General features: G+C 73.5%; 23 protein-coding genes and 1 pseudogene. 13 read left to right on the top strand and 11 right to left on the bottom strand.

The features are described 5' to 3' along the window. Positions 1 to 95 precede the first annotated feature (95 nt). On the top strand, positions 96 to 1,460 hold the full coding sequence (locus tag AB0M93_RS02315) for a DUF2252 domain-containing protein (RefSeq protein ID WP_364267421.1): 1,365 nt from the start codon (positions 96 to 98) through the stop codon (positions 1,458 to 1,460). 14 nt (positions 1,461 to 1,474) lie between these two features. Here the strand turns inward: AB0M93_RS02315 and AB0M93_RS02310 are convergent, their stop codons facing one another. Both AB0M93_RS02310 and AB0M93_RS02305 read right to left on the bottom strand, forming a co-directional pair. Continuing rightward, complete coding sequence (locus AB0M93_RS02310; protein ID WP_364267418.1) at positions 1,475 to 1,747, bottom strand: hypothetical protein; 273 nt, start codon at positions 1,745 to 1,747, stop codon at positions 1,475 to 1,477. Next, positions 1,744 to 1,995, bottom strand: coding sequence for a hypothetical protein (locus AB0M93_RS02305; RefSeq protein ID WP_364267415.1), 252 nt, complete (start codon positions 1,993 to 1,995; stop codon positions 1,744 to 1,746). Before AB0M93_RS02305 ends, AB0M93_RS02310 begins: the two co-directional genes overlap by 4 nt. 205 nt (positions 1,996 to 2,200) lie before the next feature. On the opposite strand from AB0M93_RS02305, the gene AB0M93_RS02300 reads away from it, so the two are divergent. The 3 genes and pseudogenes from AB0M93_RS02300 to AB0M93_RS02290 all read left to right on the top strand — a co-directional run. After that, positions 2,201 to 4,867 (top strand): LuxR C-terminal-related transcriptional regulator, encoded by a 2,667-nt coding sequence (locus AB0M93_RS02300; RefSeq protein ID WP_364267412.1) that lies wholly within the window; start codon positions 2,201 to 2,203, stop codon positions 4,865 to 4,867. 118 nt (positions 4,868 to 4,985) lie between these two features. Continuing rightward, entirely contained in the window at positions 4,986 to 5,360 is a 375-nt protein-coding gene (locus AB0M93_RS02295) for an SHOCT domain-containing protein (RefSeq protein ID WP_364267409.1), read from the top strand. 173 nt (positions 5,361 to 5,533) lie between these two features. Continuing rightward, a pseudogene (locus AB0M93_RS02290) lies at positions 5,534 to 5,776 on the top strand (potassium channel family protein); the annotation flags it as partial. A gap of 81 nt (positions 5,777 to 5,857) precedes the next feature. Here the strand turns inward: AB0M93_RS02290 and AB0M93_RS02285 are convergent. After that, complete coding sequence (locus tag AB0M93_RS02285) at positions 5,858 to 7,252, bottom strand: MFS transporter (protein ID WP_364267406.1); 1,395 nt, start codon at positions 7,250 to 7,252, stop codon at positions 5,858 to 5,860. A 140-nt stretch (positions 7,253 to 7,392) separates the two neighbouring features. Here AB0M93_RS02285 and AB0M93_RS02280 point away from each other — a divergent pair, with 140 nt between their 5' ends. The 3 genes from AB0M93_RS02280 to AB0M93_RS02270 all read left to right on the top strand — a co-directional run bounded on the left by AB0M93_RS02280 (position 7,393) and on the right by AB0M93_RS02270 (position 12,117). After that, complete coding sequence (locus tag AB0M93_RS02280; protein ID WP_364267403.1) at positions 7,393 to 9,207, top strand: glycoside hydrolase family 15 protein; 1,815 nt, start codon at positions 7,393 to 7,395, stop codon at positions 9,205 to 9,207. Between the two features lie 94 nt (positions 9,208 to 9,301). Next, a complete protein-coding gene (locus AB0M93_RS02275) occupies positions 9,302 to 10,774 on the top strand; it encodes an APC family permease (protein ID WP_364267401.1) in 1,473 nt (490 codons plus the stop codon). Beyond that, a complete protein-coding gene (locus tag AB0M93_RS02270; protein WP_364267399.1) occupies positions 10,771 to 12,117 on the top strand; it encodes a dipeptidase in 1,347 nt (448 codons plus the stop codon). Before AB0M93_RS02275 ends, AB0M93_RS02270 begins: the two co-directional genes overlap by 4 nt. On the opposite strand, the gene AB0M93_RS02265 is transcribed toward AB0M93_RS02270, so the two are convergent. From AB0M93_RS02265 to AB0M93_RS02255, 3 genes are all read right to left on the bottom strand, one after another. Continuing rightward, the gene (locus AB0M93_RS02265; RefSeq protein ID WP_364267396.1) at positions 12,102 to 13,115 is read right to left on the bottom strand and encodes a hypothetical protein; all 1,014 of its coding nucleotides are present in this window, start codon (positions 13,113 to 13,115) and stop codon (positions 12,102 to 12,104) included. The genes AB0M93_RS02270 and AB0M93_RS02265 overlap by 16 nt on opposite strands. A gap of 9 nt (positions 13,116 to 13,124) precedes the next feature. Beyond that, entirely contained in the window at positions 13,125 to 13,382 is a 258-nt protein-coding gene (locus AB0M93_RS02260; RefSeq protein WP_364267393.1) for a hypothetical protein, read from the bottom strand. A gap of 247 nt (positions 13,383 to 13,629) precedes the next feature. Further along, positions 13,630 to 13,902 carry a hypothetical protein gene (locus AB0M93_RS02255; RefSeq protein WP_364267390.1) on the bottom strand — a complete coding sequence of 91 codons (273 nt, stop codon included), beginning with the start codon at positions 13,900 to 13,902 and terminating at the stop codon, positions 13,630 to 13,632. A gap of 236 nt (positions 13,903 to 14,138) precedes the next feature. On the opposite strand from AB0M93_RS02255, the gene AB0M93_RS02250 reads away from it, so the two are divergent. Next, the gene (locus AB0M93_RS02250; protein ID WP_364267387.1) at positions 14,139 to 14,753 is read left to right on the top strand and encodes a hypothetical protein; all 615 of its coding nucleotides are present in this window, start codon (positions 14,139 to 14,141) and stop codon (positions 14,751 to 14,753) included. A 6-nt stretch (positions 14,754 to 14,759) separates the two neighbouring features. Here AB0M93_RS02250 and AB0M93_RS02245 read toward each other — a convergent pair whose 3' ends face one another. Together AB0M93_RS02245 and AB0M93_RS02240 are read right to left on the bottom strand one after the other, a co-directional pair. Then, positions 14,760 to 15,500 carry a GAF and ANTAR domain-containing protein gene (locus tag AB0M93_RS02245; RefSeq protein WP_364267384.1) on the bottom strand — a complete coding sequence of 247 codons (741 nt, stop codon included), beginning with the start codon at positions 15,498 to 15,500 and terminating at the stop codon, positions 14,760 to 14,762. Between the two features lie 45 nt (positions 15,501 to 15,545). After that, positions 15,546 to 16,268 (bottom strand): GAF and ANTAR domain-containing protein, encoded by a 723-nt coding sequence (locus AB0M93_RS02240; RefSeq protein ID WP_364267381.1) that lies wholly within the window; start codon positions 16,266 to 16,268, stop codon positions 15,546 to 15,548. A 369-nt stretch (positions 16,269 to 16,637) separates the two neighbouring features. On the opposite strand from AB0M93_RS02240, the gene AB0M93_RS02235 reads away from it, so the two are divergent. Continuing rightward, a complete protein-coding gene (locus AB0M93_RS02235; protein WP_364267378.1) occupies positions 16,638 to 16,817 on the top strand; it encodes a hypothetical protein in 180 nt (59 codons plus the stop codon). Positions 16,818 to 17,374: 557 nt separating this feature from the next. Next, positions 17,375 to 20,077, top strand: a complete 2,703-nt coding sequence (locus AB0M93_RS02230; protein ID WP_364267375.1) for a SpoIIE family protein phosphatase — start codon at positions 17,375 to 17,377, stop codon at positions 20,075 to 20,077. Between the two features lie 47 nt (positions 20,078 to 20,124). Here the strand turns inward: AB0M93_RS02230 and AB0M93_RS02225 are convergent, their stop codons facing one another. After that, the gene (locus tag AB0M93_RS02225) at positions 20,125 to 21,477 is read right to left on the bottom strand and encodes a hypothetical protein (RefSeq protein WP_364267372.1); all 1,353 of its coding nucleotides are present in this window, start codon (positions 21,475 to 21,477) and stop codon (positions 20,125 to 20,127) included. A 167-nt stretch (positions 21,478 to 21,644) separates the two neighbouring features. Here AB0M93_RS02225 and AB0M93_RS02220 point away from each other — a divergent pair, with 167 nt between their 5' ends. Then, the gene (locus AB0M93_RS02220; protein ID WP_364267369.1) at positions 21,645 to 21,830 is read left to right on the top strand and encodes a hypothetical protein; all 186 of its coding nucleotides are present in this window, start codon (positions 21,645 to 21,647) and stop codon (positions 21,828 to 21,830) included. 67 nt (positions 21,831 to 21,897) lie between these two features. Here AB0M93_RS02220 and AB0M93_RS02215 read toward each other — a convergent pair whose 3' ends face one another. Next, entirely contained in the window at positions 21,898 to 22,377 is a 480-nt protein-coding gene (locus AB0M93_RS02215) for a hypothetical protein (protein ID WP_364267366.1), read from the bottom strand. 154 nt (positions 22,378 to 22,531) lie between these two features. Between AB0M93_RS02215 and AB0M93_RS02210 the strand changes: the two genes are divergently transcribed. After that, complete coding sequence (locus tag AB0M93_RS02210; protein ID WP_364267363.1) at positions 22,532 to 23,704, top strand: histidine kinase; 1,173 nt, start codon at positions 22,532 to 22,534, stop codon at positions 23,702 to 23,704. A gap of 34 nt (positions 23,705 to 23,738) precedes the next feature. Then, positions 23,739 to 24,389 carry a response regulator transcription factor gene (locus AB0M93_RS02205; protein ID WP_364267360.1) on the top strand — a complete coding sequence of 217 codons (651 nt, stop codon included), beginning with the start codon at positions 23,739 to 23,741 and terminating at the stop codon, positions 24,387 to 24,389. Here AB0M93_RS02205 and AB0M93_RS02200 read toward each other — a convergent pair. Continuing rightward, on the bottom strand, positions 24,270 to 24,830 hold the full coding sequence (locus AB0M93_RS02200) for an RDD family protein (protein ID WP_364267357.1): 561 nt from the start codon (positions 24,828 to 24,830) through the stop codon (positions 24,270 to 24,272). The genes AB0M93_RS02205 and AB0M93_RS02200 overlap by 120 nt on opposite strands. Positions 24,831 to 24,851: the final 21 nt, after the last annotated feature.

Here is a 24,851-nt window from a genome sequence, read left to right as displayed (position 1 = left end):
CGCGCCACCGCGGGTCGTCACCCGTGGTGGATGACTCCCCGCTTCACCCGCGGCGGGCGACGCCCCGGCAGGCTCCGCGCCCGACGATCCGTCCCATGACTCTCACCGACAAGGACACCGCGGCCCCCGACGTGCGGCTCGCCCGGGCCCGCGCCGCACGCGCCGCCGTGCCGGCGGACGGCCACGCCGAATTCCCCAGCACGCTCCGGCGGGCCGATCCGCTCACGCTGCTGGCCCGCCAGGACCGCGACCGGGTGCCGCAGCTGCTGCCGCTGCGCTACAGCACGATGGCGGCCTCGCCACTGGCCTACTTCCGCGGTGCGGCCCTCCCCGCGGCGGCCGACCTGGCCTCGACCCCGCGGACCGGGTTCGGTGTCCAGGCGTGCGGCGACGCCCAGCTCGCCAACTTCGGCCTGTTCACCGCCCAGGGGCGCCGGCTGGTGTTCGACATCGCCGACTTCGGCGAAACCCTGCCGGCGCCGTGGGAATGGGACGTCAAGCGGCTGGCCGCGAGCTTCGAGGTCGCCGCCCGGGAGTACGGGCACGCGGCGGCCCTGCGCCGGCGCAGCGTGCTCGCCGCGGTCGAGGCCTACCGGCTGGCGATGCACGACTTCGCGCGCCGCACGTCGCTCGACATCTTCTTCGCGCCGGCCGACGCCCGGACGCTGCGGGCGGTCGCGGCGCACCGGCTGGGACCGGCGCGGCGGGGCACCGACGGCACCCGGCGGTGGACCGAAATCCGCGACGGGCAGCTGCGGCTGGCCGCGCGTCCGCCTTCCGTCGTCCCCGCGGGTCACCTCGCCGGCGACGGCGATCCGGCGACCCTGGTCGACCGCATCGGCAAGGTGCTTGCGCAGTACCGGCGTTCGCTCGGCCCCGCGCGAAGAGCGCTGCTGGACCGCTACCGGCTCGCCGACGCGGTCCGCACGGTGACCGGGCCGGGTGGCGCGGGCACGCGGTCCTGGGTGGCGCTGCTCGTCCGGACGGGGACCGGGGATCCCCTTCTGCTGCAGGTGCAGGAGGCCCGGCCGTCGGTGTTGCAGGACTACACCGGCACGTCGGTACCGGGCGGCGCCGGCCGGCGGGTGGTCAGCGGGCAGCGGCGGATCCAGGCCACCGGGGACGTCTTCCTCGGCTGGGCCCGCACCGCGGATTTCGACGGCCGTGCCGCCGACTTCCACGTCCGCCGGCTGCGCGAGGACCAGGCTGCCGGCGAAGTCACGGCGATGACGCCGGAGATCCTGCGGGCCCACGCCCGGCTGTGCGGGTGGACCCTGGCCAGGGCGCACGCGCGGACCGGGGACGCGCTGGCGATCGCCGCCTACCTCGGCTCCGGCCCGGCGTTCGCCGAAGCCGTCCGGCGGTTCGCGGTGGCCTGCGCCGACCAGAACGAACGCGACCACGCCGCGCTGCGGCAGGCGATCCGGCTCGGGCGCGTCACGGCGGCCGCCACGTCGTGACGGTCACCGGTCGCTCAGCCGCCCGCGCGGTGCACCGCCGCCGGCAGTTCGCGGACCCGGTGCACGGAATGCACGTGCATCCCGAGCGCCTCGAGCCGCCGCAGGATCACCGGAAGACTTCCGGGATCGGCGACGGTTCCGAAAACTATCGTATCCGGCGGCACCGGAACGACGAGCACACCACGGAAATCCCCGACCCCTTCGGCGGCCCGCTCCGGAATGGCACCGCCGCCCCGGAAGACGTAATTCGCGCCCGTCGCGAGGCCGGCGGCACCCGTCCGGCTCACCGGGTTCCCCCGTTTCGCCGAGTACGCCCGGCCGAGAACCACGCGCGGGCGACGACCCCCACGTCGAGCAGCAGCATCACCGCCGACCAGCCGTGCGCCGGCAGGAAGATCAGCCGGGCGACCAGGTCGGCACCGGCGCGGACGCCCGTCCGCAGCTCCGTCACCGGGGTCAGGGCGGACAACGCGACGACCAGCCCGAGCAGCACCGACCCGGCGCCGATCCGGCCGGTCCGCACCACGTCGAGCACCACGACCTCGCCCGGCCCGAGCCAGCAGAACTGGGAAACGGCGAATCGACGGCACCATTTTCGCCGATAATCTCCACGACTTTTCACCCGGCACACGATTGTGCCCGCAGCCGTTGTTCTCTTCGCCCACAGCGGGTGAGCCGAACCAATTGCGTGGCAGGATCCGCCGGGATTATCCCCGAACCGCTCACGAAGGAGAACGGACATGCGGCAATGCCACGACGTCCCATCCCGAAGACGGGTACCGAGAACCAAGATCACCGTTCCGAGCCCGCCGGTGGACTTCGTGTCCCGGCCGCGTCTGCGCACGGTCCTCGACGGAGCGGGGCAAGCCGCCATGATCTTCGTCGGCGCCCCGGCCGGGTTCGGCAAGACCACGCTGCTCGCCGAATGGGCCCGGCGCCAGGACAGCGGCGCGGTCGCCTGGCTGTCCGCCGACGCCGACGACAACGACGACCGGCTGTTCTGGTCGGCGGTCCTCGAAGCGCTCGGCCGCTCCGGCCGGATCCCGGACGGCAACCCGCTGCGGCGGCTGGCGGTCCCCGAGGTGCCGAGCACCGACCTCGGCTTCCTGGCCGAGATCGCCGACGCGCTCGACGCGCTAGCAGAACCCGTCGTGCTCGTCCTCGACGGTGCCCAGGAGATCACCGCCCCCGGTCCGTGGCAGGGGCTGCGGGCGCTGGTCCGCCACCAGCCGGCGGCCCTGTGCCTGGCGGTCGCGAGCCGGCGGGAACCGCCGCTGCCGCTCGGCCGGGCGCGGCTCGCCGACCGGCTCGTCGAGCTCGGCGCGGCCCGGCTGCGGTTCACCGCCGAAGAGGCGGACGCCCTGTTCGCCGGGGCCGGTTCGGCGATCTCACGGGAGCAGGTCGCCGAGCTGGTCGCCGGAACCGGGGGCTGGCCTGCCGGGCTGCGGCTCGCCGCGGCGTCCGCGGCCCGGCTCGGCAGCCTGCGGGACTTCTCGACCGGGCGGGACAGCACCGTGCTCGGCTACCTGACCGACGAGGTCCTCGCCGCCCTCACCCCGGCGCAGTGGGAGCTGCTGCGGACGATCAGCATCAGCGACGAGGTCCCCGCGGGGCTGGCACCGGTGCTCTCCGGCCGCGTCGACGCTGAGGCGATGCTCCGCGAGCTCGGCGAGCCGGCCGCGCAGGTGGTCTGGTCCGGCGGCACCCCGCCGCACCACCGCGTGCTGCCGATGCTGCGCACCTACCTGCACGCCGAGCTCCGGCGGCGGGCGCCGGACCGGACCCGGGCCCTGCACGCGAAGGCCGCCCGCTGGTTCGCCGAACACGACCAGCCCGCGCAGGCGCTGCTGCACAGCGTCCGTTCGGGCCGTCCGGACCGGGTCGGGGCCCTGCTGGGCGAGCACGCGGTCACGCTCTTCCTCGCCGGTGAGCACCAGGTCCTGCGGCTGGCCCTGACACTGCTGGAGGATCGCCGGATCGCGGCCGGGCCGCCGGCCGCGCTGATCTCGGCCGCGCTCTACCTGGAGGCGGCCGAGACGTCGGCGGCGGGCCTGCAGCTGGCCAGGGCGGAGGCGTCGTGGCCGGACCGGCCGGCACCGGAGCTCATCGTCCTGCGGCAGCTGACGAGCTCGTGGCTCGCCCAGCTGGACCACACGCCGGCCCAGGCCTCCCGGGTGGCCGCCCAGGTCGACGAGGAGCTGGCCACCGCCGCCGGGCTCGGCGGCCTCGCGACCCTGCACCGCGCCGGCGTTCTCGTCGCCCGCGACGAACGTGGGCCGGCCCGGGAAGCGCTGCTGCGGGTCCTCGGCGCCGCAGAGCAGGTCCACCAGGACTTCACCGTCGCCCAGTGCCTCACCATGCTCGCCGGGCTGGCCTGCCACGACGGCGACTACCGGGCGATGGAGACGCTGGCCCGCCGGGCCGAGGCGCGCCTGCCGCGCCAGGATCCGCCGCGGTCGCTCCAGGGCGCTCAGGCCGGTGCGCTGCTGGCGTACGGGGCCTTGCTGTGCGGCGAGCCCGCCGACTGCGTCCGGCACGCGAAACGGATCGGGCAGCTCCTCGGTGACGCCCCCGCCCGGGCGGCCAGGGAACTGCGGCTGTTCGCGGAAACGCTGCGCGGGGCCGCCGAGTTCGAGCTCGGCGCCTGGCACGCCGGGCTGCGGCGGATGCGGCGGGCCCGCAACCGCCTCGGCACTGCACGGGCCTGCCCCGCCGGCTACGCGGCCCTGTGCGCCGTGCTGGAGCAGCGGGCGGCTCTCCGGCTCGGGGCGGCGGGCCAGGCCAGGGAGACCGTGCGCTGGGCGCTGCCGAAGCTCACCGGTTCGGGCGAACTGCTGCTCATGCGCGCCCGGACCCAGCTGCGGCTCGGGCGGCACCACGCGGCGAGTTCCGTGCTGCGCTCCCTGCTGGACGAGGAAGCCCCCATGGAATTGGCGTGGGCCACGATCGAGGCGTCCCTGATCGGCGTCCAGGCCGCGCTGGCGGCCGGGGCACGGGACCGGGCGGCGCGTCTGCTGGACGAAGCGGTGCGGGCCGCCGAACCCACCGGGGTCCGGTTCCCGTTCGTCTTCGCACCGCCCGAGCTGATCGGGTTCCTGACCAGCCGGCTGGGCGCACTCGGGGCAGGCGAACGCTTCGCGGGCGAGATCCTCGCCGTCCGGCGCCGGCTGCGCACCCCGCCCATGCCGGCCCCGCTGACCGAACGCGAACGCAGCGTCCTGCGCCTGCTGCCCACGCAGCGGTCGATCGACGAGATCGCGCAGGACCTGACCGTCTCGCCGAACACCGTCAAGACCCACGTCCGCGGCGTCTACGCGAAGCTCGGCGTCCGCAGCAGGCGCGAAGCCGTGGCGGTCGCGCAGGAACGGGGGCTGCTCGACACCGAAGCCGCCGACTTCACGGTCTGAGCGGCCCGGCCCGGGTTCGCCCCACCCGCGGCGGGTGAGGCGGGCACACCCGCGATCCGGTCCAGTGGGCCGGGCACGTTCGAGCGTGCCCGGCCCCGAACCCGGACGAGGAGATGTCATGGCCCTGGCGAGCGCGGAATATCCGTTCCTGAACCTGATGTGGACGATGCTGGTGTTCTTCTGCTGGATCGCCTGGTTCTGGTTGTTGTTCCTGGCCTTCGGCGACCTGTTCCGCCGCGCCGACGTGTCCGGCTGGGCCAAGGCGGGCTGGACGGTGCTGCTCATCGTGCTGCCCTTCCTCGGCGTCCTGCTCTACCTGATCACCCAGGGACGGCACATCGTCGAGCGGCAGCGGTCCCGCGAAGCGGTCTATGTGTCCACTTCGGACAGTACCGGCGCGACGCAGATCGCCGAAGCCCGGCGGCTGCTCGAGGACGGCGTCATCGACGACGCGGAATTCCAGGCGCTCAAGCGGAAGGCGCTGGCGCGTTGACGCGCCGGTGGCGGTTCGTCCACCTCGCGGTGCTCCGGCCGCTGCTCACGGTCACCGCGCTGGTCTGCCTCTACTACCTGCTCCCGGTCGACCAGGCCCTGCGGCCCTGGACCGCGGTCCTGTTCGCCGCCGGGCTCGTGCTCGTCGTGCTGCTGGTCGCCGGCGAGGTGCGGATGATCCTGCGCTCGCCGTTCCCGGCCTGGCAGGGCGTCCAGGCGCTGGCCCTCGTGCTCCCGCTCTTCCTGCTGCTGTTCGCCGACGGCTACTACGTGCTCGCCCACGCCGGCGCGGGCTCGTTCGGCACGGCGCTGACGCGGACCGACGCCCTGTACTTCGCGGTCACCGTGTTCAGCACCGTGGGCTTCGGCGACATCGCCCCGCTCTCCACCGGCGCCCGGGTGCTGGTGACCCTCCAGATGCTCGCGGACCTCGTGGTGCTGGGCGTGGTGCTGCGGGTGATCGTCACCGCGGTCCGGCGTTCGGCCGCCCGCGACGGTTCACTCGGGCAGCAGCAGGGCGGCGACCAGGCCGGCCACCGCCGCGGCGCCGAGGGTGGTGAGCGCCAGCGCGAAGGAGCGCCCGCCGAGGTGCGGCGTCCCGGCCAGGACGGACCCGGCCAGCGCCGTCCCCACCGACGAGCCGAGGTTCGACAGGCTGCGCGACACTCCCGAAATGTCGCTCTGCGCGGAGTCCGGGAACCGGGACTGCACCAGGTTCACCGAGGCCGTCAGCATGATCCCGACGCCGGCACCGAGCAGGAACAGGCCGGGCACCGCGCTCGCCACCCCGGAGCCGGCCCGGACCAGCAGCAGCACGAGGACCAGGCCGGCGATGGTGACGAGGAAGCCGGTGCGGACGAGACCACGCTGGGAGTGCCGGCGCGCCAGCCGCCCGGCGGCCGCCGAGGCCCCGAGGATGCCGATCGTCGCGGGGGTCAGCATCAGCCCGGTTTCGATGGCACCGTACCCGCGGACCTGCTGCAGGAACACCGCCACCACGAAGAACGAACCCTGCAGGACGAGCCACTGCACGTGCTGGGTCAGCAGGCCGAGGCCGGTGCCGCGGTCGCGGAAGAGCCCGGACGGCACGAGCGGCTCCCGGCCCTTCCGTTCCCGCGCGCGGATGTGGGCGAAGAACACGAACAGGAAGGCGGCGCCGATCCCGGCGAACACCCACACCGGTGACAGCCCGCCGGCGGGCAGCAGCACCGTCCCGGCGACGGCGAAGTCCGCCCGGGAGGCCAGCCAGCCGTAGGTGCCCGCCTGCAGGACGCCGAAGACGACGAAGAACAGCCCGGCCGCCGAAAGGATCGCGCCGGCGACGTCGAACCGCTTCCCGCGCGGCGGCGCCGGCGGTTCGGTGATCCGCAGGGCGAGCACGACGATCACGGCGACCAGGAGCACCTGCAGGAGGAAGGACGCGCGCCAGCCGAGCCACGTCGTGACCAGGCCGCCGACGAGCGGCCCGGCGGCGGCGCCCAGCGCCCCCGCGCCGCTGACGATGCCGAAGGCCCGCGCGCGAGCCGTGAGGTCGCGGCTGGTCACGGTGACCAGGATGTAGATCGGCGGGATCATCAGGGCCGACCCGATCCCCTCCAGCAGCGAGTACCCGAGGATCAGCAGGCCCGGCCCGCGCGCGGCCGAGGCGAGCAGCGCGCCGGCGCCGTAGACGGCCAGCCCGGCCAGGAAGCACCGTTTGCGGCCCAGCAGGTCGCTGAGCTTGCTGCCGGGCACCATGAGCGACGCCATGGTGAGGGTGAAGACCGTGATCGCCGTCTGCACGCCGATCACGGTGGTGCCGAGATCGGCGGCGATGGCGCTGACGGCCACGGTCATGGTGGTGGCCGCGTAGCTCGCGACGAACTGGGCGAGGGCCAGGGGCAGCACGATCATCGGCGGGCCTTCCTGCTCGGGTGGCGCACACAGTGGCGTGCGGCGCCCCCGGGCCACCTCACCCCGCGGGGATGAGGCAGCGCGATCCCGCTCCGGCGACGGTGCAGCCGAAGACGTCCCCGGTGCCTTATGGAGGAACGATGACCGAGACCACGATCGCCGAGCACGGCCTGATCGGTGACCTGCAGACCGCCGCGCTGGTGACCACCGACGGGTCGATCGACTGGTTCTGCGCCCCGCGGTTCGATGCGCCGTCGGTCTTCGGTGCCCTGCTCGACGACGAGCGCGGCGGCCGGTTCCGCATCCGCCCGGCCGGCGCGTGCGCGAGCTCGCAGATGTACCACCCGGACACCGCCGTGCTGATCACGCGCTTCTCCGGCCCGGACGGCATCGGCGAGGTGGTCGACTTCATGCCGCCGTGCGAGGGCAACGCCACCACCCGGCACCGGATCGCCCGGCTCGTGCGCTGCGTCCGCGGCCGGATGACGTTCGACGTGGTGGTCGCGCCCCGGTTCGACTACGGCCGCCGCCCGCACCAGGCGATGCTCGCCGCGAACGGCGCCGTGTTCGTCACGCCCGAGACTTCCCTGGCGCTGCACGCGGTCCGCGAGCCGGGCGACGAGCACCTCGCCGAAGTCCGCCTCGAAGGCGGTGACGTGCACCTGAGCCTCGCACTGGCGGCCGGCCAGGTCCGCGGGGTCGTGCTCGAGACCGACGCCGCGGGGCCGCCGCGCGAGATCCGCGTCGCCGAGTTCGAGGAGCTCTTCCGGTCCACTGTGGACTGGTGGCGCGGGTGGCTGGGCCGGTCCACCTACCGCGGCCGCTGGCGGGAGATCGTGGCCCGGTCGGCGATCACCCTCAAGCTGCTGACCTACGCGCCGACCGGCGGGCTGGTCGCCGCACCCACCCTCGGGCTGCCCGAGCAGCTCGGCGGCGAGCGCAACTGGGACTACCGCTACACCTGGGTCCGGGACGCGTCGTTCTCGGTTTCGGCGTTGCTGTCACTCGGGTTCGCGGACGAGGCGGCCCGGTTCGGCAGCTGGCTCGGCGACCGCATCCGCGAAGGCGGCGGCGGGACCGGCGGCCCGCTCGCGGTGCTCTACCGCGTGGACGGTACTTCGGACCTGCGTGAGGAAAGCCTGGCGCACTGGTCGGGGTACCGCGGGTCGAGCCCGGTCCGGATCGGCAACGACGCGGCCGGGCAGCTCCAGCTCGACATCTACGGCGAGGCCCTCGACAGCATCTTCGCCGCCGACCGCGCCGGGTTCGAGCTCCCCCAGCAGGGCTGGACCGCGCTGCGCGCCGCCCTCGACTGGCTCGGCGAACACTGGGACCAGCCCGAAGAAGGCATCTGGGAGACCCGGGGCGGCCGCAAGCGCTTCACCTACGGCCGGCTGATGAGCTGGGTCGCGTTCGACCGCGGCATCCGCCTGGCCGCCGCGCACGGCCGTCCCGCCCCGGTCGAGGACTGGACCTGGCAGCGCGACAGCATCCACGGCCAGATCCTCGCGCGTGGCTGGCACCGGGCGCGCAACGCCTTCGTCCAGCACGACACCGGCGACGAGCTGGACGCGGCCCTCCTGCGCATGCCCCGCACCGGTTTCCTGCCGGCCAAGGACCCGCTGTGGCTCTCGACGCTCGACGCGATCCAGGCCGGCCTGGTCACCGACAGCCTGGTGTACCGCTACGACCCGGCCGCGTCCCCGGACGGGATCGCCGGTTCCGAGGGGACGTTCTCCCTGTGCAGCTTCGCCTACGTGGAGGCGCTGGCGAAGGCGGATCGGCTGGAGGAAGCCCGGATGGCGTTCGAAAAGATGCTGACCTACGCCAACCACGTCGGCCTGTACGCCGAAGAGATCTCGCCGACCGGCGAGCAGCTCGGCAACTTCCCGCAGGCGTTCACGCACCTGGCCCTCATCGACGCCGCGGTCTCCCTCGACGCCGCCCTCGGCTGACGAGCCGGTCTCGTCCGCCACGGGTGACCCGGGCGAAGCCGCCGAAGCACACGATGAAGCACCCGTCGAGGCGAGCCCCGGGAGGCCGACTGCCATGTCCACGACCAACCGACCGAACCGGTCCCAGGAACCGGCCGAGCCACCGCCCGCCGAGCGGGCGGGTCGTGTGCGGCCGCCGGCGGCCGCGTGGATCTCCTGGGTGGCGCTCGCGCTCATGACGACCGGATCGGTCGCGAGCCTGCGCCCGTCGCCGACGATGGCCGTGTACGGGCTCGCGGCCGTCTTCCTCTACGTCGTCCCGGCGATCGTGTTCCTGCTGCCGACCTCCCTGGTCTCGGCCGAGCTGGCCTCCGGCTGGCCGGGCGGGGTCTACAACTGGGTGGCGCTCGGGATCTCCAAGCCGATGGGGTTCCTGGCCGTCTGGTGCCAGTTCGCCATGACGATCTTCTACTACCCGAGCCTGCTCGGGTACGTCGCGAGCACGCTGGCGTACGTGTTCGACCCGGACCTGGCGACCAGCGGGTGGTGGACGGCCGCGGTCATCGTCGTGGCGTACTGGTCGGGGGTCTGGGTCTCCTCCCGGGGCACCAAGGGCGTGGCCGGGCTGGCCGGCGGCGGCCTCGTCGTCGGGACCCTGCTGCCGGGCGCGCTGCTGGTGGTCCTCGGGCTCGTGTTCCTCGGGCAGGGCCACCCGTCCGCGGCGCCGATGTCGGCGAGCCACCTGCTGCCCGCGTGGGCCGGGCTGGCGAGCCTCGTGCTGATCGTCAACAACTTCCTGTCCTACTCCGGCATGGAGATGAACGCGGTGCACGTGTCGTCGCTGCGCAAGCCGGGCAAGGAGTTCCCGCGCGCCATGTTCCTGGCGATGGGGCTGGTGCTGCTGATCTTCATCCTGCCCGCGCTGGCGATCAGCTGGATCGTCCCGGCGGACCGGCTTTCGCTCACAGCGGGGGTGATGCAGGCGTTCGACGCCGTCTTCGCCGGGTTCGGCCTCCAGTGGCTGACGCCGGTGATCGGCATCCTGCTCGTCCTGGCCTCGCTCGGCGGAATGCTGACCTGGCTGGCCGGCCCGTCGAAGGGCCTGCTGCTGATCGCCCGGCAGGAGGGCTACCTGCCGCCGTTCCTGCAGCGGCTCAACCGCCGGGGCGTGCAGCAGAACATCCTCGTCACCCAGGGCGCGATCACCACGGCCATCGCCCTGCTCTACGCGTTCATCCCGGACGTGTCGAGCGCGTACTGGATCTTCTCGGTGATCACCACCCAGGTGTACCTGATCGTGTACCTGCTGCTGTTCGTCGCGGCGGTCCGGCTGCGGCGCAAGTACCCGGAGCAGCCGCGCGGCTTCCGCGCGCCGATGCTGCTCGGCCTCTGCGGTGTCGGGTTCTGCGCGTCGCTGGCCGCGCTGCTGGTCGGGTTCGTCCCGCCGTCGCAGTTCGGCTCGGGCAGCCCGTGGCTGTACGTCGGGATCGTCGCGGGCGGCGCGCTCGGCCTCGGTCTGCTGGTGCCGTTCCTGTTCTACCGCTTGCGAAAGCCGTCGTGGCGGCAGCCGGAGGTGAGCCCGTCATGACGCGTTCGGACCTCCGGGACCGGATCGCGGCGCTGATGCCGCGGGCCCGCCGTGAACTCGCCGGCCTCGTCGCGATGCGCTCGGTCGCCGACTCGCGGCAGTTCCCGCCCGAGGAGTGCCACCGGGCGGCGGCCTGGGTCGCCGGCGCGTTCGCCGAGGCCGGGTTCGACACCGGCCTCGCCGGCACGCCGGACGGCAGCCAGGCCGTCGTCGGGACCCGGCCGTGCGGCCGCGAGGACGCCCCGACGGTGCTGCTGTACGCCCATTACGACGTCCAGCCGCCGTTGGCCGACGACGAGTGGCGGACACCGCCGTTCCGCCTGACCGAAGTGGACGGACGCTGGTACGGCCGCGGCGCGGCCGACTGCAAGGGCAACATCCTCATGCACCTCACGGCGCTGCGGGCGCTCGGCGACGACGTGCCGGTCGACCTCAAGGTGGTCGTGGAGGGGTCGGAGGAACAGGGCACGGGCGGGCTGGAGGCGTTCGTCGCCGAACACCCCGGGCTGCTGCGCGCCGACGCGATCCTGGTGGGCGACACCGGGAACGCCGCGGTCGGCCACCCCGCCGTCACGGTCAGCCTCCGCGGCATGGTGAACGTCGTCGTCCACGTCGAAGCCCTGCCGTCCGAGCTGCACTCCGGCATGTTCGGCGGCCCGGCCCCGGACGCGTTGGCCGCGCTCGCCGCGGTGCTCGCGACCCTCCGCGACGAGAAGGGCAACACCACCGTGCACGGGTTGCCCGGCGACGGCCGCTGGGCCGGCGCCCCGTACCCGGCCGCGCGGTTCCGGGCGGACGCCGGCCTGCCGTCCGACGCGGTCCTGCTCGGCGACGGCGAGGTAGCGGACACGTTGTGGGCGCGCCCGGCGCTGACCGTGCTCGGCATCGACTGCCCGCCGGTGATCGGCTCCACGACGGCCATCGCCCCGTGCGCCCGGGCCCGCCTGAACCTGCGGATCCCGCCCGGCACCGACCCGCACGCGGCAGCGTGCGCGCTGACCGAGCACCTGCTGGCCGCCGCCCCCTGGGGCGTGGAGGTTTCGGTGGACGTGGAGGGGATCGGCGAGCCGTTCGACGCCGCCACCGGCGGCCCGGCCCACCGCGCGATGGCCGAGGCGATGCAGGCCGCCTACGGCCGTCCGGTGAGCCGGCTGGGCCAGGGCGGGTCGATCCCGTTGTGCACGGTGCTGGCCGAGACGTACCCGGACGCCGAGATCTTGCTGATCGGCGTCGAGGAACCGCAGGCGCGCATCCACGCGCCCAACGAGAGCGTCGCTCCGGAGGAGATCGCGGCCATGGCGTTGGCGGAGGCCCTGTTCCTGCGGAACTACGGTGGCCGGTGAGCGCGCCGCGCGCAGCCCAAGGTCTCGCGGTGGGCGCTCTCGTCAGTGCCTGCCACGTCGCGCAGACGCTCGATCCGGTCGAGGATGTCGTGCGCATCGGTGTCGCCGGGATACCGGGCGGCGGCCGCGGCGAGCGGCGACATCCGTTGCTTCGTCCGCTCCGAACGCAGTCCGGTGGCGGCCTCGATCGCCTCCCCGCCGATCCGCGCTGCTCGGCCGAGGTCGCCCACCAGGGCGTACCCGGTCGCGAGCCAGATCTGCGTCAACGACCGGCTCCGCGTCATCGCCGGTCCGTAGCCGTCCACCGCGGTGGTGAGCGCCTCGATCGCCGAACCGCTGTACCGGACATCCACGCGCTGGGCCAGTTCGACGTGCACGGTCCCGATCATCGCCGCCAGATCGAGCTCGCCGAAGAACGCCGACCACGGCGACGGCGCCGGTCCGGCGGAGGCGAACGCGTCCCTGGCCGCGTGGAGCAACGCCGGCACTGCCGCCACGTCGCCCCGCTTCGCCTGTGCCCACGCCAGGTTGGCCGACAGGATCGCGCGGGCGAGCATGGAGTTCGTGCGGCCCGCCGCGACCTGCCCGTGTTCGAACTGGCTCGCCGCCTCCTCGACGGCGTCGTAGTGCAGGTACAGCCGGCCGATCCGATAGCGGACATTCGCCACCAGCTCGTCATTGCCGGCGAGCCCCGCCAGCTCCAGCGCCCGCCCGAAGGCACCCAGCGCCGCCCTCGGCCGGCCCGCGTCGAAGCTCGCCCAACCGGCGAGGTTGTGCAGATCGGCGACCGCGGTCCACAACCGGGCCGCGAGCCTTTCCGGGACGACCCCCGACAGCATCAGGTCCGCGTACGGCAGCAGCAGCTGCAGCGCGTCGCGGCAGGATCCGCCGCCGTACCGGTAGTCCAGCGCCCGGAACGCCCCGGTGGCGGCCTCGAGCCGGTCGACGTCGAGCGCACCGATCCGGACGCCGGGGTGCCCGGCTGGTGGGACGGCCACGGTCGCCGCTCACTCTCCACCGGGCGCGGCATCCGCGTGCTTCGACGAGGTGTTCGGCCCGCCCAGCACCTCGGCCGCGGACAGCACGACGCCGGTGGCGGTCTCCGCGATCCTGGTCGCGGCGAGGAAACCGGTCAGAGCCAGCGCACTGCCCAGCCCTGGACGCGGTGGTTGCCCGGCGCTCGCGGGGTGCTCTTCCCGGGGTGCCCGCCGGAGGCCGGCGGCCGAAGCCACCGGACCGAACACCCATTGCAGCCGCACGCCCATGCTGCGACCTCCCGAACATTCGCCAGGTGGGGTGCACCGCCGGGGTCCGGGACGAGACACGATTCCACCGACAGGTTACCGAGCCCGCACGCATCGTCACTCCACCGAACGGTCGAAGGGAAACCTTTACGTCACAACGATTTCATCAACCACGCAGAGCTCTTTCCGATGCGTGTGCAGGTTCACGGGAGCACAGCACCTCAGCCGGGCGGGTCGCCTGCTCGCGAACGTCCTTTGCGGACAGACGTCAGCGGAGTGCGGGCGCGGTACCGCCGCCCGGGGGCCGGCGGGGGTCGATGCCGATCACGTCCCGGTCCGGCACCCAGACCGTCCGGCCGTCGCCGGGCGAGGCGAGCGGAATGGATTCGAGGCCGGTGCACGCATCCCGCACCGGCGGGCCGAGAACCATCCCGACCGCGCAAGCGCCGAACGGCCGGCCGGCGGCCGTCCCCCGGCGCCGGTAGGTGAGGACCCAGCCCACCGGGTACTCGTCATGGAGGTCGTCCAGCGGTGATTCCACGGCACACCCCGATTCGGTCGGCGGTCGACGGGCACTCGCCGGGGTCCGGGGCGGTGACCCAGCGTACGCGGCGGTCTCGCGGGCCGGCAGCGCCGACCGAGTGGTTCGGCCGGCAGGCATTGGCGCGGCCCGCGGCGTCGGCTAACGTCGAAACCGCCCCAGACCTCGGCGTTCCTGATCCCCGACGGCGGCGCCGGCGAACGGCCCGGCACTCGCCCCGAACGCGGAGGCCGACCATGCCCGCACGCACGATCCGGGCCACGGCCACGCTCGCCGTCTGCGTTTTCGCGACGATCGGCGTGCTGCACACACCCGCCGGCGTGCTTGCCGGCCTGTGCCTGCTGGGACTGGCAGCCGGCACGCTCGCCGCCGTCGTCGTTCCGCACGTCCGGCGCGCGGCGCCGGCCCGGCCGCGCGCCGCCGGTCTGCGGGCAGGCGCCCTCGCTGCGGGAATCTTCTTCGCGCTGTGCTTCACCATCTCCGGAATGCTGGCCGCGCTGGGCGGGTGGCCGACCGCATCCGTGGTGGTCGCGCTCGCCTCGGTCGCGCTGGTGGCCGACCTGCGGCGCAAACCCGCCCGGTCCGGGCCCGGGACGGGTGAGGTCGTCGCCCAGCCTCCGCCGGCTCGCCCGGTTGCCGCGCTGAGCACGGACGAACTGTGTACGGCCTGGCGGCGCAGCTACTGCCGGCTGCTGGTCACCCAGGACGTACCGGCCCGCCGTCAGCTGGTTCAACGCCGGCAGGACTACCTCGACGAGATCGAACGCCGCGACCGGAGCGGCTTCCTCCACTGGCTCGCCGACGGTGCTCGCGCCGGCAGCGATCCGGGGCCGTACCTCACGACCCGATGACGCCGGTCAGAGCTTGCGGTCGTGCCGGGCCAGCACGAGTGCGGGGTCGAGCCGCCGCTCGGCGAGCCCGCGGGCGACTTCGCCGAGCAGGAGGTTGTGGCTGCGGGCGTAGCCGCGCAACGCGGTGAAGGCGTCGTCCATGCTGAGCCGGCCGGTCACCGCGAGGACTCCCTTCGCCTGCTCGATGGTCACCCGGCTGTTCAGGGCCGTCTGCAGCTGCTCGGACACCGCCTCGCCATGCCGGATCGCCCGCTCCTGGAGGATGCCGATCGTCGCCGTGTCGGCCAGCCCCTGCGCCAGGTGGACATCGTCGGCGCCGAGCTCACCGGGCCGGGTGCCGAACAGGTTCAGCGCGCCGACGATCTGCTTGCGCAGCCGCATCGGCAGCGCGTGCACCGACGCGAACCCCTGCCGGGAGGCCTCGGCCGCGAACCGCGGCCACCGCGTGGCCTCGGCGGCGACGTCGGCGACCAGGACCGGGGCCCGGGTCGCGAAGCATTCCACGCACGGGCCCTCGTCGGTGCTGAGCTGGAAGAGCTCCAGCAGCCGGGCCTGCTCGGTGGAGGACGCGAGCACCTGAACACTCCCGCGCTCGTCGACCAGCGTGAGGCCGGCCGCGGCGACGTCGAGCAGCTCCACGCAGCGCAGCACCAGCGTGTGCAGGAGGTCGGCGACGTCGTAGTCGTCGACGAGGGTGTCGGCCAGCGCGACGAACGTCCGGGTCACCTGTCGTTCACGGTCGGCCATCGCCACCATCTCCTGGTTGCTCGTCGGATGTCTTCATGGTGGTCCTCACCATGCCTTCCGGTCCAATTCGAGCCGGCAGGCGACGATGTCGGCGGCGACGTCCCGCAACGCGCGGCCGTGCCCTAACGCGTACGCGCGCATCCGGGCCAGCGCCTCCGCGGCCGGCACGTCCAGGTGCGCGATGAGCATCCCGGTGGCCTGGTGCACCTCGCGGTGCCGCATCCCGGCCCCCGCCATCCACCGCCTGTCCCCGTCGAGCCACCGGTCGCCGCCGAGCAGCCCGGACAGGGCCGGCGCGGCGAGGTCCGCGACCTGCAGGGCGACCGCGAGCTCGTCGGCGGCCAGCGAGCCCGGCGTCGAGCGGTAGGTGTCCAACGTCGCCACCCGCACGACGCCGATGTGCAGCGGGAAGGTGAACAACGCCGCCACGGGATACTCGGCGGCCTGCGCGGCGAACACCGGCCGGCTGGTGGGCAGCCCGGCGCCGAGATCGGCGACCAGGACCGGGCCGCCGTGGGTGTAGGCCTCGAAACACGGCCCTTCCCCGAGGGCGAACTGGAGTTCGGCCAGCGCCGCACTCACCGTGTCACTGGTGTAGACGGCCTCTCGATGTCCGGCATCGGCCATCACCGACACCGCGGCGCCGTCCACCGGAAGCAGCCGGACGCACGCACGGCACACCCGGCCGACCATTTCGACCCCGTCGCCGGACTGACCGCCGGAGAGCGCGGCCAGCACGCTCTCCCGCAGCACGTCGATTTCAGCCACCGGCCACCCGCCGCCGCATCTGTTCTCCTCCGAGCCGGTGTTCCTCACACCACACCGACTCGGAAAAAGACAAGGTCCGGATCAGCTCCGCCACCGCGGGTGCGTTCTCCCGCACCCTACCGCGCGAAGTCGCCCCTGCCCCAGGCGAAGCCGATCGGACGACTGTCCGGAGACTTCCGCGGTGCTACCCTGGAGAGTCCGGCTGCGCTGACGCCGCGTCAGCCCCAGGCGCGCGTCCCGCCCCGGTCCCCGGCGGCGCCACCCGCAGCAGCCGATACCGCCGGAGAACCCGATGACCACTGCGGCTTCGCGAGGCTTGAGTCACCCCGACCCGTCGCCAGGCCGATGAGGCGCGTCCCGGCACGCCCCTTGGAAGAGACCGGCTTCGACCTCACTCGCGACCAGCGCTACCACGGCGCCCGGGCGGTGGCGTCGGCGGCGATCGACGCGGAGGACTGCGCGTTGCTGCTCGCCGTTCTCGGGCTCGAACCCGTCGACGGCATCGCGGAACCGCACCCGCGCGAGCATCCCGGTCGCTCGAGCGGCTGAGCTCCGGACCGGATAAGTCCGAAGTGGACAGACAGTCGCTCACCGAGACCAGCCGGATCGTCACGCCGGGCGCTTGAGCGCCGGCCACCGGGCGGTGCGGCGGCCGCTGCAGGTCACCTCCTCGAACCGGGATCTCACTCCCGCCGGGAACATCGTCACCCGAACGCGCGATGGACAAGGGCTCAGGGCCCTGGCGCGCTCGCGCCCGTGGCAGCAGACTGGGGTCAAGCCATCGGCACGGAGGCCCACGGCCCCGAGCGTCGCCGGCCCAGGTTGGCGGCCGGGTTCAGACCAGAGCCTCGCCGCGAACCGCCGCCCCGCCGACGCCGGCCCGGCGCTCCTGATCGGTGCGGCGGTCCCGGCCCTCGGCGGCCTCGTCTCCCACGGTGGTCCCGTGCAGGTGGACTGAGCGCGGGGGCGGTTCGGGACCACCCTCCCCGCGGAATCCCGGGCTCGCCGGTCACGCGGGAGCGCAATTCCGCAACGGCCGGTACCCTCTGTGGCTGGCCGCCGGATCGGGTCGTCGACCGGCATTCCTCCGCGGAGAGTTCGAACCGATGAGCACAGACCTGCCGGAGACGGCCGGCCGGCTGCCTGTTGTGGTGTGGGCAGCCGACGCCGGCAGTGGCGCGTACTCGTTCGTCTCCGCCGGTTGCGAGGCGCTGCTGGGGTACCCGCCCGCCGCGTGGCTGTCGGATCCGGCTTTCGCGCTGTCGGTGGTCCACGCCGACGACCGCGACCGCTGCGCGCGGACCCGGGCGCAGCGGTGGGCGCGGGGTGGCGAGTACGAACTCACCTACCGTGCGCTCACGGTGGACGGCCGGCAGGTGTGGGTGCGGGAACTCGGCCAGGTCTCCCCGGACGGCGCGGTCCACGGCGTTCTGCTGGACGTCTCCGAACGGCGCTCGGAAACCGGGCGGCAGCGTTTCCTCGCCGAGTTCGAGCGAGGGCTGCAGCAGTTCGACGACGCCGAGCAGATCATGGTCTACGCCGCCCAGAGCCTCGGCGAATACCTCGAAGCCGACCGCTGCGCCTACGCCGAGGCCGAAGAGGACCAGGACCACTTCCTGATGAGCGGCGACCACGCCACCGGCCTGCCCCCGCTGCCCGGCCGCTTCGCCATGTCCGCCTTCGGCGACGGCTGTGTCACGGCGATGCGGGCCGGCCGGTCCTGGGTCGTCGACGACAGCCGCCACGACGACCGGCTGGACCCCGCCGACCTCGACGCCTACCGCGTCACCGGGATCCGCGCGGTGATCTGCGTGCCGCTGCTGCGTGGTGGCCGGTTCGCCGCCGCGATGGCCGTCCACCAGGCCACCGTCCGGCACTGGACGGCGGCCGAGGTCGAACTGGTCGAGCTCGTCGTCAACCGGTGCTGGGAGTCCATCCAGCGCACCCACGCCCTGCGTGCCCTGCGCGACAGCGAGCAGCGCCACCGGCTGCTGGTGGAACGCGCGACCGACGCCATCTGGGTGCTCGACCGCGACCTGCGGTTCGTCGAGATCAACCCGGCGGCCTGCGAGCTGCTCGGCTACACCCGCGAGGAGCTGCTCGGCACGCCCATCACGAAGCTGCTCGACGAAGGCGGTGACCAACGCTGGCGGCAGGTGATCGCCGACCCCGGCACCGTCCTGGAGGTCAGCGAAATCCACCAGGTCCGCCGCGCCGACGGCACCGGAATGGCACTCGAGCTGAGCATCCAGGCCACCCCCTCGGGCGTGCAGGCCATCGGCCGCGACGTCACCGAACGCCGCCGCCGCGAGGCCGAACGCGACCTGCTCCTGCAACGCGAGCACGAGATCGCCGAGACTCTGCAGCGCAGCCTCCTGCCCCGCGAGCTGCCCGCGCTCCCCGGCCTCGCCGCGGCTGCGCGGTACCAGCCGGCGACCGTCCACGCCCAGACCGGCGGAGACTGGTACGAAGTCATCCCGCTCGGCGGTTCCCGGGTCGCGCTGTCGGTCGGCGACGTCGTCGGCAAGGGGCCTCAGGCCGCCGCGGTCATGGGGCAGCTGCGGACGGCGCTGGCCGGCAGCCTGCTCGACGGGCACGGCCCGGCCGCGGCACTCGACCGGCTCGCCGCCTTCGCCGCCCGCACCGACGGCGCGGCCGGCACCACCTGTGCGTGCTTGACCATCGACTGGGACACCGGCGACCTGACGTGGGCCACCGCCGGTCACCTGCCCCCGCTCGTGGTCGAGGCCGGTGCCCCGCGGTTGCTGACCGGGAGCGGCAGCGTCCTCGGCGCTGCCGGCTCGGCCCGCTACGAGCAGCAGACGACGACCCTCTCCCCCGGCGCGTCGGTGATCCTCTACACCGACGGGCTCGTCGAACGCCGCGAAGAGCTGATCGACGACGGCTTGCGGCGGCTCTGCGAGGCCGCCGGCCGGTTCCACGCCTCGGCGCCGGACCGCCAGGTCGCCGCGATCACCGGCAGCCTCCTCGACACCGGGCAGGACGACGACGTCGCGCTCCTCGCGGTCCGGCTCATGCCACCGCCGCTGCACCGGCGCACGACCGCCGACACCACTCTGCTGCGCACGGTCCGCGACGACCTGGCCCGCTGGTCGGCTCAGGTGGGGCTGTCCCGCGAGCTGCACGACGACCTGAACCTGGCTGTCGGCGAAGCCGTGGCCAACTCCGTCGAGCACGCCTTCCCCGGCGCTCGCGGCGAAGCGACCTGCACCGTGACCCGGACCGCGGCCGGCCAGCTCGACGTCGTCGTCCACGACAACGGCACCTGGCGCCCCGAGCCCGCCGACAACGGCCACCGCGGCCGCGGCATCGCGATCATCACCGCGCTGTCCGAGCGGTTCAGCCTCGATCACGACGACCACGGCACCACCGTCCGGTTCACGATCACCACCACCACACCCGGCACCGAGCCGGCACCCGCACCGATCACCGTCCCCGAGCCGGCACCGGCGGCCTTGGCCGTCGACCACACCACCCCCGGCCGCCTGGTCCTGCGGGTGTCCGGCGACCTCGACCTCACCACGATCGACGACCTCCGGCCCGCCGTCCTGCACCACCTCGACACCACAGCAGCCGCCGGCATCGACATCGACATCGCCGGGGTGACCTACCTCAGCAGCTGCGGCATCGCCCTGCTGCTGGACTCGGCCGGGCTGGCGAAGCGCCGGGGGATTTCCCTGACCGTCCGCTGTCGCGCCGGGTCACCTCCGCTGCGCATCCTCGAGCTCGCCGGTCTGGCCGGGACGGCGAGCGCCACGCTGGCCGTACAGGTCAGCACGGCTGAGTAGCCGGGCCGCTCGTTCGCCGAAGTTCAGGACACCGTGGCCGGCAACGCTCAGTGCTCCACTTCGGTGCCGGTCAAGTCGAGCTCCGTGGCTGAAACGACACGAACAGGATCGTCCCAGAGCACCACCAGATCGTGTGCCGGAGCATTTGCCGGATCCCGGAGCGCGTCACGGCGAGCCTCGGCCACCCGCTGCGGAAGCTCGTTCAGCGGCGTGTCGCCCATCAGTTCTCGCACCGCCTCCGCGGCGGCCTCGGCAGTGCCGTCCCGGTGCCACACGACAACGGGTATCCCCGTACGGAGGACAGAAGCGAGCTCGTCGGACAAGGCAGCGGGGCCGCCGGCCGGCGGCGTGTCGATCGCGACCGCCGTCCACCTTTCGTCGGAGAGCACCGCGAAGTCGCGCAACGGGTCCGCTCTTTCGCGCGGCAGCAGGAAAAGGTTGTCCGCCGAGTTCGACAGCGAGAGTCGCTTCGCACGCATACGCCACGCACGGTGCCAGTGGGGCGACCGCATCCGTTCGAGCGAGCGGACGATGACGGGATACTGCAGGGTCAGTGGTATCGGCGCGGCGGAGGCGAGCTCGGTCCGCCACTCGGCGATGGGGAGATGAAGCAACGAGTGTGGCAGTAGGAATTCCACTCGGATATCGCCGGCATGGGCGGCCCACGCGGTTTCGGCGTCGATGACGATGGCATCGACGGCAGCTTCGAGGTTCGCACGGCTCGCTCGGACGACCGGCCCACGCGGTGGCGGCCACTCGTGCGGGTCGCGCTGCCGCCACGCGGCGAGCAGGTACTGGTCTTCGTCGTCCTCGGCCTCGCTGATGCTGATCATCAGCGTCAACGTCTCGCGGACGGCAGGGCGGGGAAACCGCTCGTTCCGGAACCGGGTGAGTTCGTACCGCACTTCCAGCAGAGCCGCCTGCCGGTTGGTCCACTCCCGCAGGGCGTCCTGGACAGCCGGTGTCCGGCCGGCGACCAGTTCGAGGAAGATCAGCGGGGTCAACGACCGTTTGTCGGCCGACAGCTCGAACAACTCCAAGTAGGTGTCGACGACGTCCTCGCCTGCCCACTCGAGAGGGCCACCGGTGGCCTCGCGGGCCAGCTCGGCGAGGTCGGGAACGACAACGTCCCCGACGATGCCGCGCAGGGCGTCGATGTCGCCGGCGCTCGGCGTGAGCTGTCCGGCCAGTTCCCGCAACCGAGCCGACTCGTCGCTTCCGGGCCGCAGCAATTCCACGGCCTGCGCCAGCGCGCCGAGCCCACCTGTCACCTGGGCACACCGATCGACGATTTCCGCCATGGCCGCTCGTGAGCTCGGCGCGGACAGCAGCTCGGCAGGCAGGTCCGGCATCTCCGCCTGCAGCACCTGCCACAGCAGCCGGGTCTCGCCCGACTCCATGACGATGTTCGTGAACTGCTCGCGGAGGAATCTCTCGGCCGCGGCGGCCGAGCCGAGCAGATCGCGTCAACGCCGGAAAGCCGGCGAGCTTGCACTCGTCGGCGAGGCGTTGCGCCGACCAGCCGCGGCTCAGACGCAACTGCCGGGCCGACTGGCAGGAGTCCCCGATGCCGAAACCGCCCACGCCGCTGCTCAGCGTCCGCGCCGCCGTGGTGCTCCTGCTCGGCCTGACCTGCGGGGTCGCCGTCGGAGTCCTCACCTACCTCGCCGGCGGCAATACCCCGGCTGCCATCCTCGCCGGCCTGATGAGCACCGGCGGCGCCATCGTGTTCCTGCACAGAGAAGTCGGGTGACGGCCGAGCCGCCTCGAAGGGAATCACCGCTGCGGGCGCAGCCGGGTGAGGACTGCGTGCAGCTGGATCACGACGTCCGGCCGGCCGCATTCTTATTGACCACCCGCAGCACGAGCCGCTGGTCGAACCACGCGCCCGCGGTCGTCACCACCAGCATGACCAGGCCGATGACCAGGTGCCGGTAGCTGTGCAGCGGTGCGGCCTCGTCGGTGAGCTTCGCCAGCCCCACCTGCAGCAGCAGCCTCAGCGCGAACAGGACCCCGACGAGGACCAGCGCCTGCCTGCTGCGCCAGATCGCGCGCAGGTACTTGCGCCGGCGGTTCAGCAGGGTGAACCACAGGGTCAGGTGCACCGCGACCAGCGCGACCGGCAGCAGCGCCACCCAGCTGTGGCGATCGCTGAACTGCTGGCTCAGGTCCGTGCTCGCGACGAGCAGCCCGATGAGCACGAAATACCAGCCGGGCAGGCCCTCGACCCGCTCGCCCGTGGCGCGTGGCCCGGTCATGAAGTTTTCTTCCCGCATCGGCGTCCCTCGGTTCTCGACCATGGCTTCGAGTCTCACGGGATCCGGCGCCGCGGCGATCAGCCGGCAGCACGAGATGCGGCCGGAAACCTCATACCCGGGTACGAGATCGCGGCGCGAGAGCGGCGTCAGCGCGCGAAGTGCGGCACGATCGGCGCATGACTCCGGACGGCCCGCGTTGATCTCGCGGATCCCGTGGACCGGCCGCCGTGGCCCGCTGGTGGCCGAGGCGGTCGTCCTCGGCGCACTCGTCGTGCTGGACTCGGTCTTCGCGGCCCGGGCCGGGCCGGCGCAGGGCGGACTGGCCATCTTCGCGATCGAGTTCGCGCCGTGCGTCGGCCCGGTCGTGGCGCTGCTGGCCGTGCTGCGGCGACGGTTCCCCGGCCACGTCGCCGTCCTCGCCACCGGCGTCGCCGGGCTTTCCCTGCTGGGCACCGCGATCACCGCCGGCGTCGCCGCGGCGGGCTCGCGGCTGCCGCCCCAGCCCGGCGCGGCCGAGACCCTCGCCGTCGGGCTGCTCGTCGGCGCCTGCTGCCACCGGCTCTCGCCGCGGTCGGCCGCCGCGCAGGCGGTGCTCGGCGGCGCGGCGGTCACCCTCGGCCCGATCCTGCGCTACGGCACCGACGGGCCGGCCGCCCTCTATTCGGCCGGCGCGGCGGTGGTCTGGGGCGGGGCGCTGGCCGGCGGCCTCGTCCTGCGCGACGCCGACGTCCGCCACCGCGTGGCGGTCCTCGAAGTCCGCGCCACCGAACGGCTGCGGCTGGCGCGGGAGCTGCACGACCTGGTGGCCCACCAGATCACCGGGATCGTCGTGCGGGTCCAGGCCGCGCACCGGGTCGCCGAGCGCACCGGCGGCGACACCGCGACGTTCGCCGAGCTCGAGGCAGCGGGGGCGACGGCCCTTTCGTCGATGCGTCGGCTCGTCGGCGCGCTGCGCACCGGGGACGAGGACCTCTTCGTCCCGCCCGCCGACCTGCCCGGTGTCGTGGACAGCGCGGTCCCCGACGACGACCGCGTCCACCTCGAGCTGGGCGCCGACCTCGCCGCGGTCGCGGTCGCGCCGGAGGTGGTGACCACCGCGCACCGGCTGCTCACCGAGTCGCTGACCAACGTCCGCCGGCACTCCCCCGACGCCCGCGAGGTCCGGGTGCTCGTGCGCCAGGAGCCCCCGGGCGAACTGCGGATCGAGGTGGTCAACGACGGTGCCGACCGGCCCGCCCGCCGCAGCGGCGGCTATGGCCTGCTCGGGATGGCGGAGCGGGTCGCGGCGGTGGGCGGTACGGTGCAGGCGGGACCGGCGGACGGGCAGCGCTGGCGCGTCGTCGCGCAGCTGCCCCTCGAACCGGGCTGAGCGCAGGAAGGGCCGAGGGGGAAGGACGGGCCGGGTGCCGACGCGAGTGCTGATCGCCGACGACCAGGCGATGGTCCGCGCGGGGTTCCGGCTGATCCTCGAAGGCGAACCCGACCTGGAGGTGGTCGGCGAGGCCGCCGACGGCGACCAGGCCGTGCGCCTGGCCCGGGAGCTGCGCCCGGACGTCACGCTGATGGACATCCGGATGCCCGTCGTGGACGGGCTGCGGGCGACCGAGCTGCTGGCCGGCCCGGACGTCCCGGACCCGCTGCACGTGGTGATGGTGACGACGTTCGGGCTCGACGAGAACGTGCACGCGGCCTTGCGCGCCGGCGCCTGCGGGTTCCTGCTCAAGGACGCCGGGCCGAACCTGCTGATCGAAGCGGTGCACGCCGCCGCCCACGGCGAAGCGCTCGTCTCCCCTGCCATCACGACGAAGCTGCTCGCCCACTTCGCGCGCCGCGCTCCGCAACGCACCGCAGAGACCGGAAACCCGCTCACCCCGCGCGAGCTCGACGTCGTGAAGGCGGTCGCCCGCGGCGAGACGAACGACGAGATCTGCCGCTCACTGGTGGTGTCGCTGCCCACCGTCAAGACGCACATCGGCGCGGCCAAGCGCAAGCTCGGCGCCCGCAACCGCACCGAGATCGCCATCTGGGCCTGGGAAAGCGGCGTGGTGCGCTGATCGCGGCACGCGCACGACCACCGTGCGCGCGACGATGTCGCCGAACCGCTGCCGCCGCGGGGTGCACATCATCACGACGAGCCCGGCCAGCCCCCACGCGAAGCCGTCGACGAGCATCAGCAGCTCCCGCAGCGCGAACGCGCCCAGCGACGGGTGAGCGCCGTCCGCCGTCTCGACCCGCAGCCGCAGCCAGCGCATCGCCGGCGTCTGGCCACCGTGCCGGTAGGGCCACCACACCATGACGAACACCAGGCCGAGGAAGTCCAGTCCCAGCATGGTGTAGACCACGACCTCGAGGAACGGCCGCAGGCCGGTGCCGTGCGGGTGGAACAGCCACACCACCGCGATCGCGAGCAGCAGCATCGGCACGAAGACGAGTAGCTCGTCCAGCAGGAACTGCACCAGGCGGCGCCACACGGTACCGGGTCCCGGACGGGTCATGGGCCCATGATGTCGGCCCGG

It is taken from the genome of Amycolatopsis sp. NPDC051102 (genome assembly GCF_040682815.1).
GTDB lineage: Bacteria > Actinomycetota > Actinomycetes > Mycobacteriales > Pseudonocardiaceae > Amycolatopsis.
This window is presented reverse-complemented; position numbering and strand designations above follow the sequence as displayed.

Coding starts and splice junctions, on each gene's coding strand:
- AB0M93_RS02315 (WP_364267421.1), top strand. CDS start 96: ATGACTCTCACCGACAAGGACACCGCGGCCCCCGACGTGCGGCTCGCC.
- AB0M93_RS02250 (WP_364267387.1), top strand. CDS start 14,139: ATGCCCGCACGCACGATCCGGGCCACGGCCACGCTCGCCGTCTGCGTT.
- AB0M93_RS02275 (WP_364267401.1), top strand. CDS start 9,302: ATGTCCACGACCAACCGACCGAACCGGTCCCAGGAACCGGCCGAGCCA.
- AB0M93_RS02285 (WP_364267406.1), bottom strand. CDS start 7,252: ATGATCGTGCTGCCCCTGGCCCTCGCCCAGTTCGTCGCGAGCTACGCG.
- AB0M93_RS02280 (WP_364267403.1), top strand. CDS start 7,393: ATGACCGAGACCACGATCGCCGAGCACGGCCTGATCGGTGACCTGCAG.
- AB0M93_RS02225 (WP_364267372.1), bottom strand. CDS start 21,477: ATGGAGTCGGGCGAGACCCGGCTGCTGTGGCAGGTGCTGCAGGCGGAG.
- AB0M93_RS02270 (WP_364267399.1), top strand. CDS start 10,771: ATGACGCGTTCGGACCTCCGGGACCGGATCGCGGCGCTGATGCCGCGG.
- AB0M93_RS02215 (WP_364267366.1), bottom strand. CDS start 22,377: ATGGTCGAGAACCGAGGGACGCCGATGCGGGAAGAAAACTTCATGACC.
- AB0M93_RS02245 (WP_364267384.1), bottom strand. CDS start 15,500: ATGGCCGACCGTGAACGACAGGTGACCCGGACGTTCGTCGCGCTGGCC.
- AB0M93_RS02260 (WP_364267393.1), bottom strand. CDS start 13,382: ATGGGCGTGCGGCTGCAATGGGTGTTCGGTCCGGTGGCTTCGGCCGCC.
- AB0M93_RS02200 (WP_364267357.1), bottom strand. CDS start 24,830: ATGACCCGTCCGGGACCCGGTACCGTGTGGCGCCGCCTGGTGCAGTTC.
- AB0M93_RS02220 (WP_364267369.1), top strand. CDS start 21,645: ATGCCGAAACCGCCCACGCCGCTGCTCAGCGTCCGCGCCGCCGTGGTG.
- AB0M93_RS02295 (WP_364267409.1), top strand. CDS start 4,986: ATGGCCCTGGCGAGCGCGGAATATCCGTTCCTGAACCTGATGTGGACG.
- AB0M93_RS02300 (WP_364267412.1), top strand. CDS start 2,201: ATGCGGCAATGCCACGACGTCCCATCCCGAAGACGGGTACCGAGAACC.
- AB0M93_RS02230 (WP_364267375.1), top strand. CDS start 17,375: ATGAGCACAGACCTGCCGGAGACGGCCGGCCGGCTGCCTGTTGTGGTG.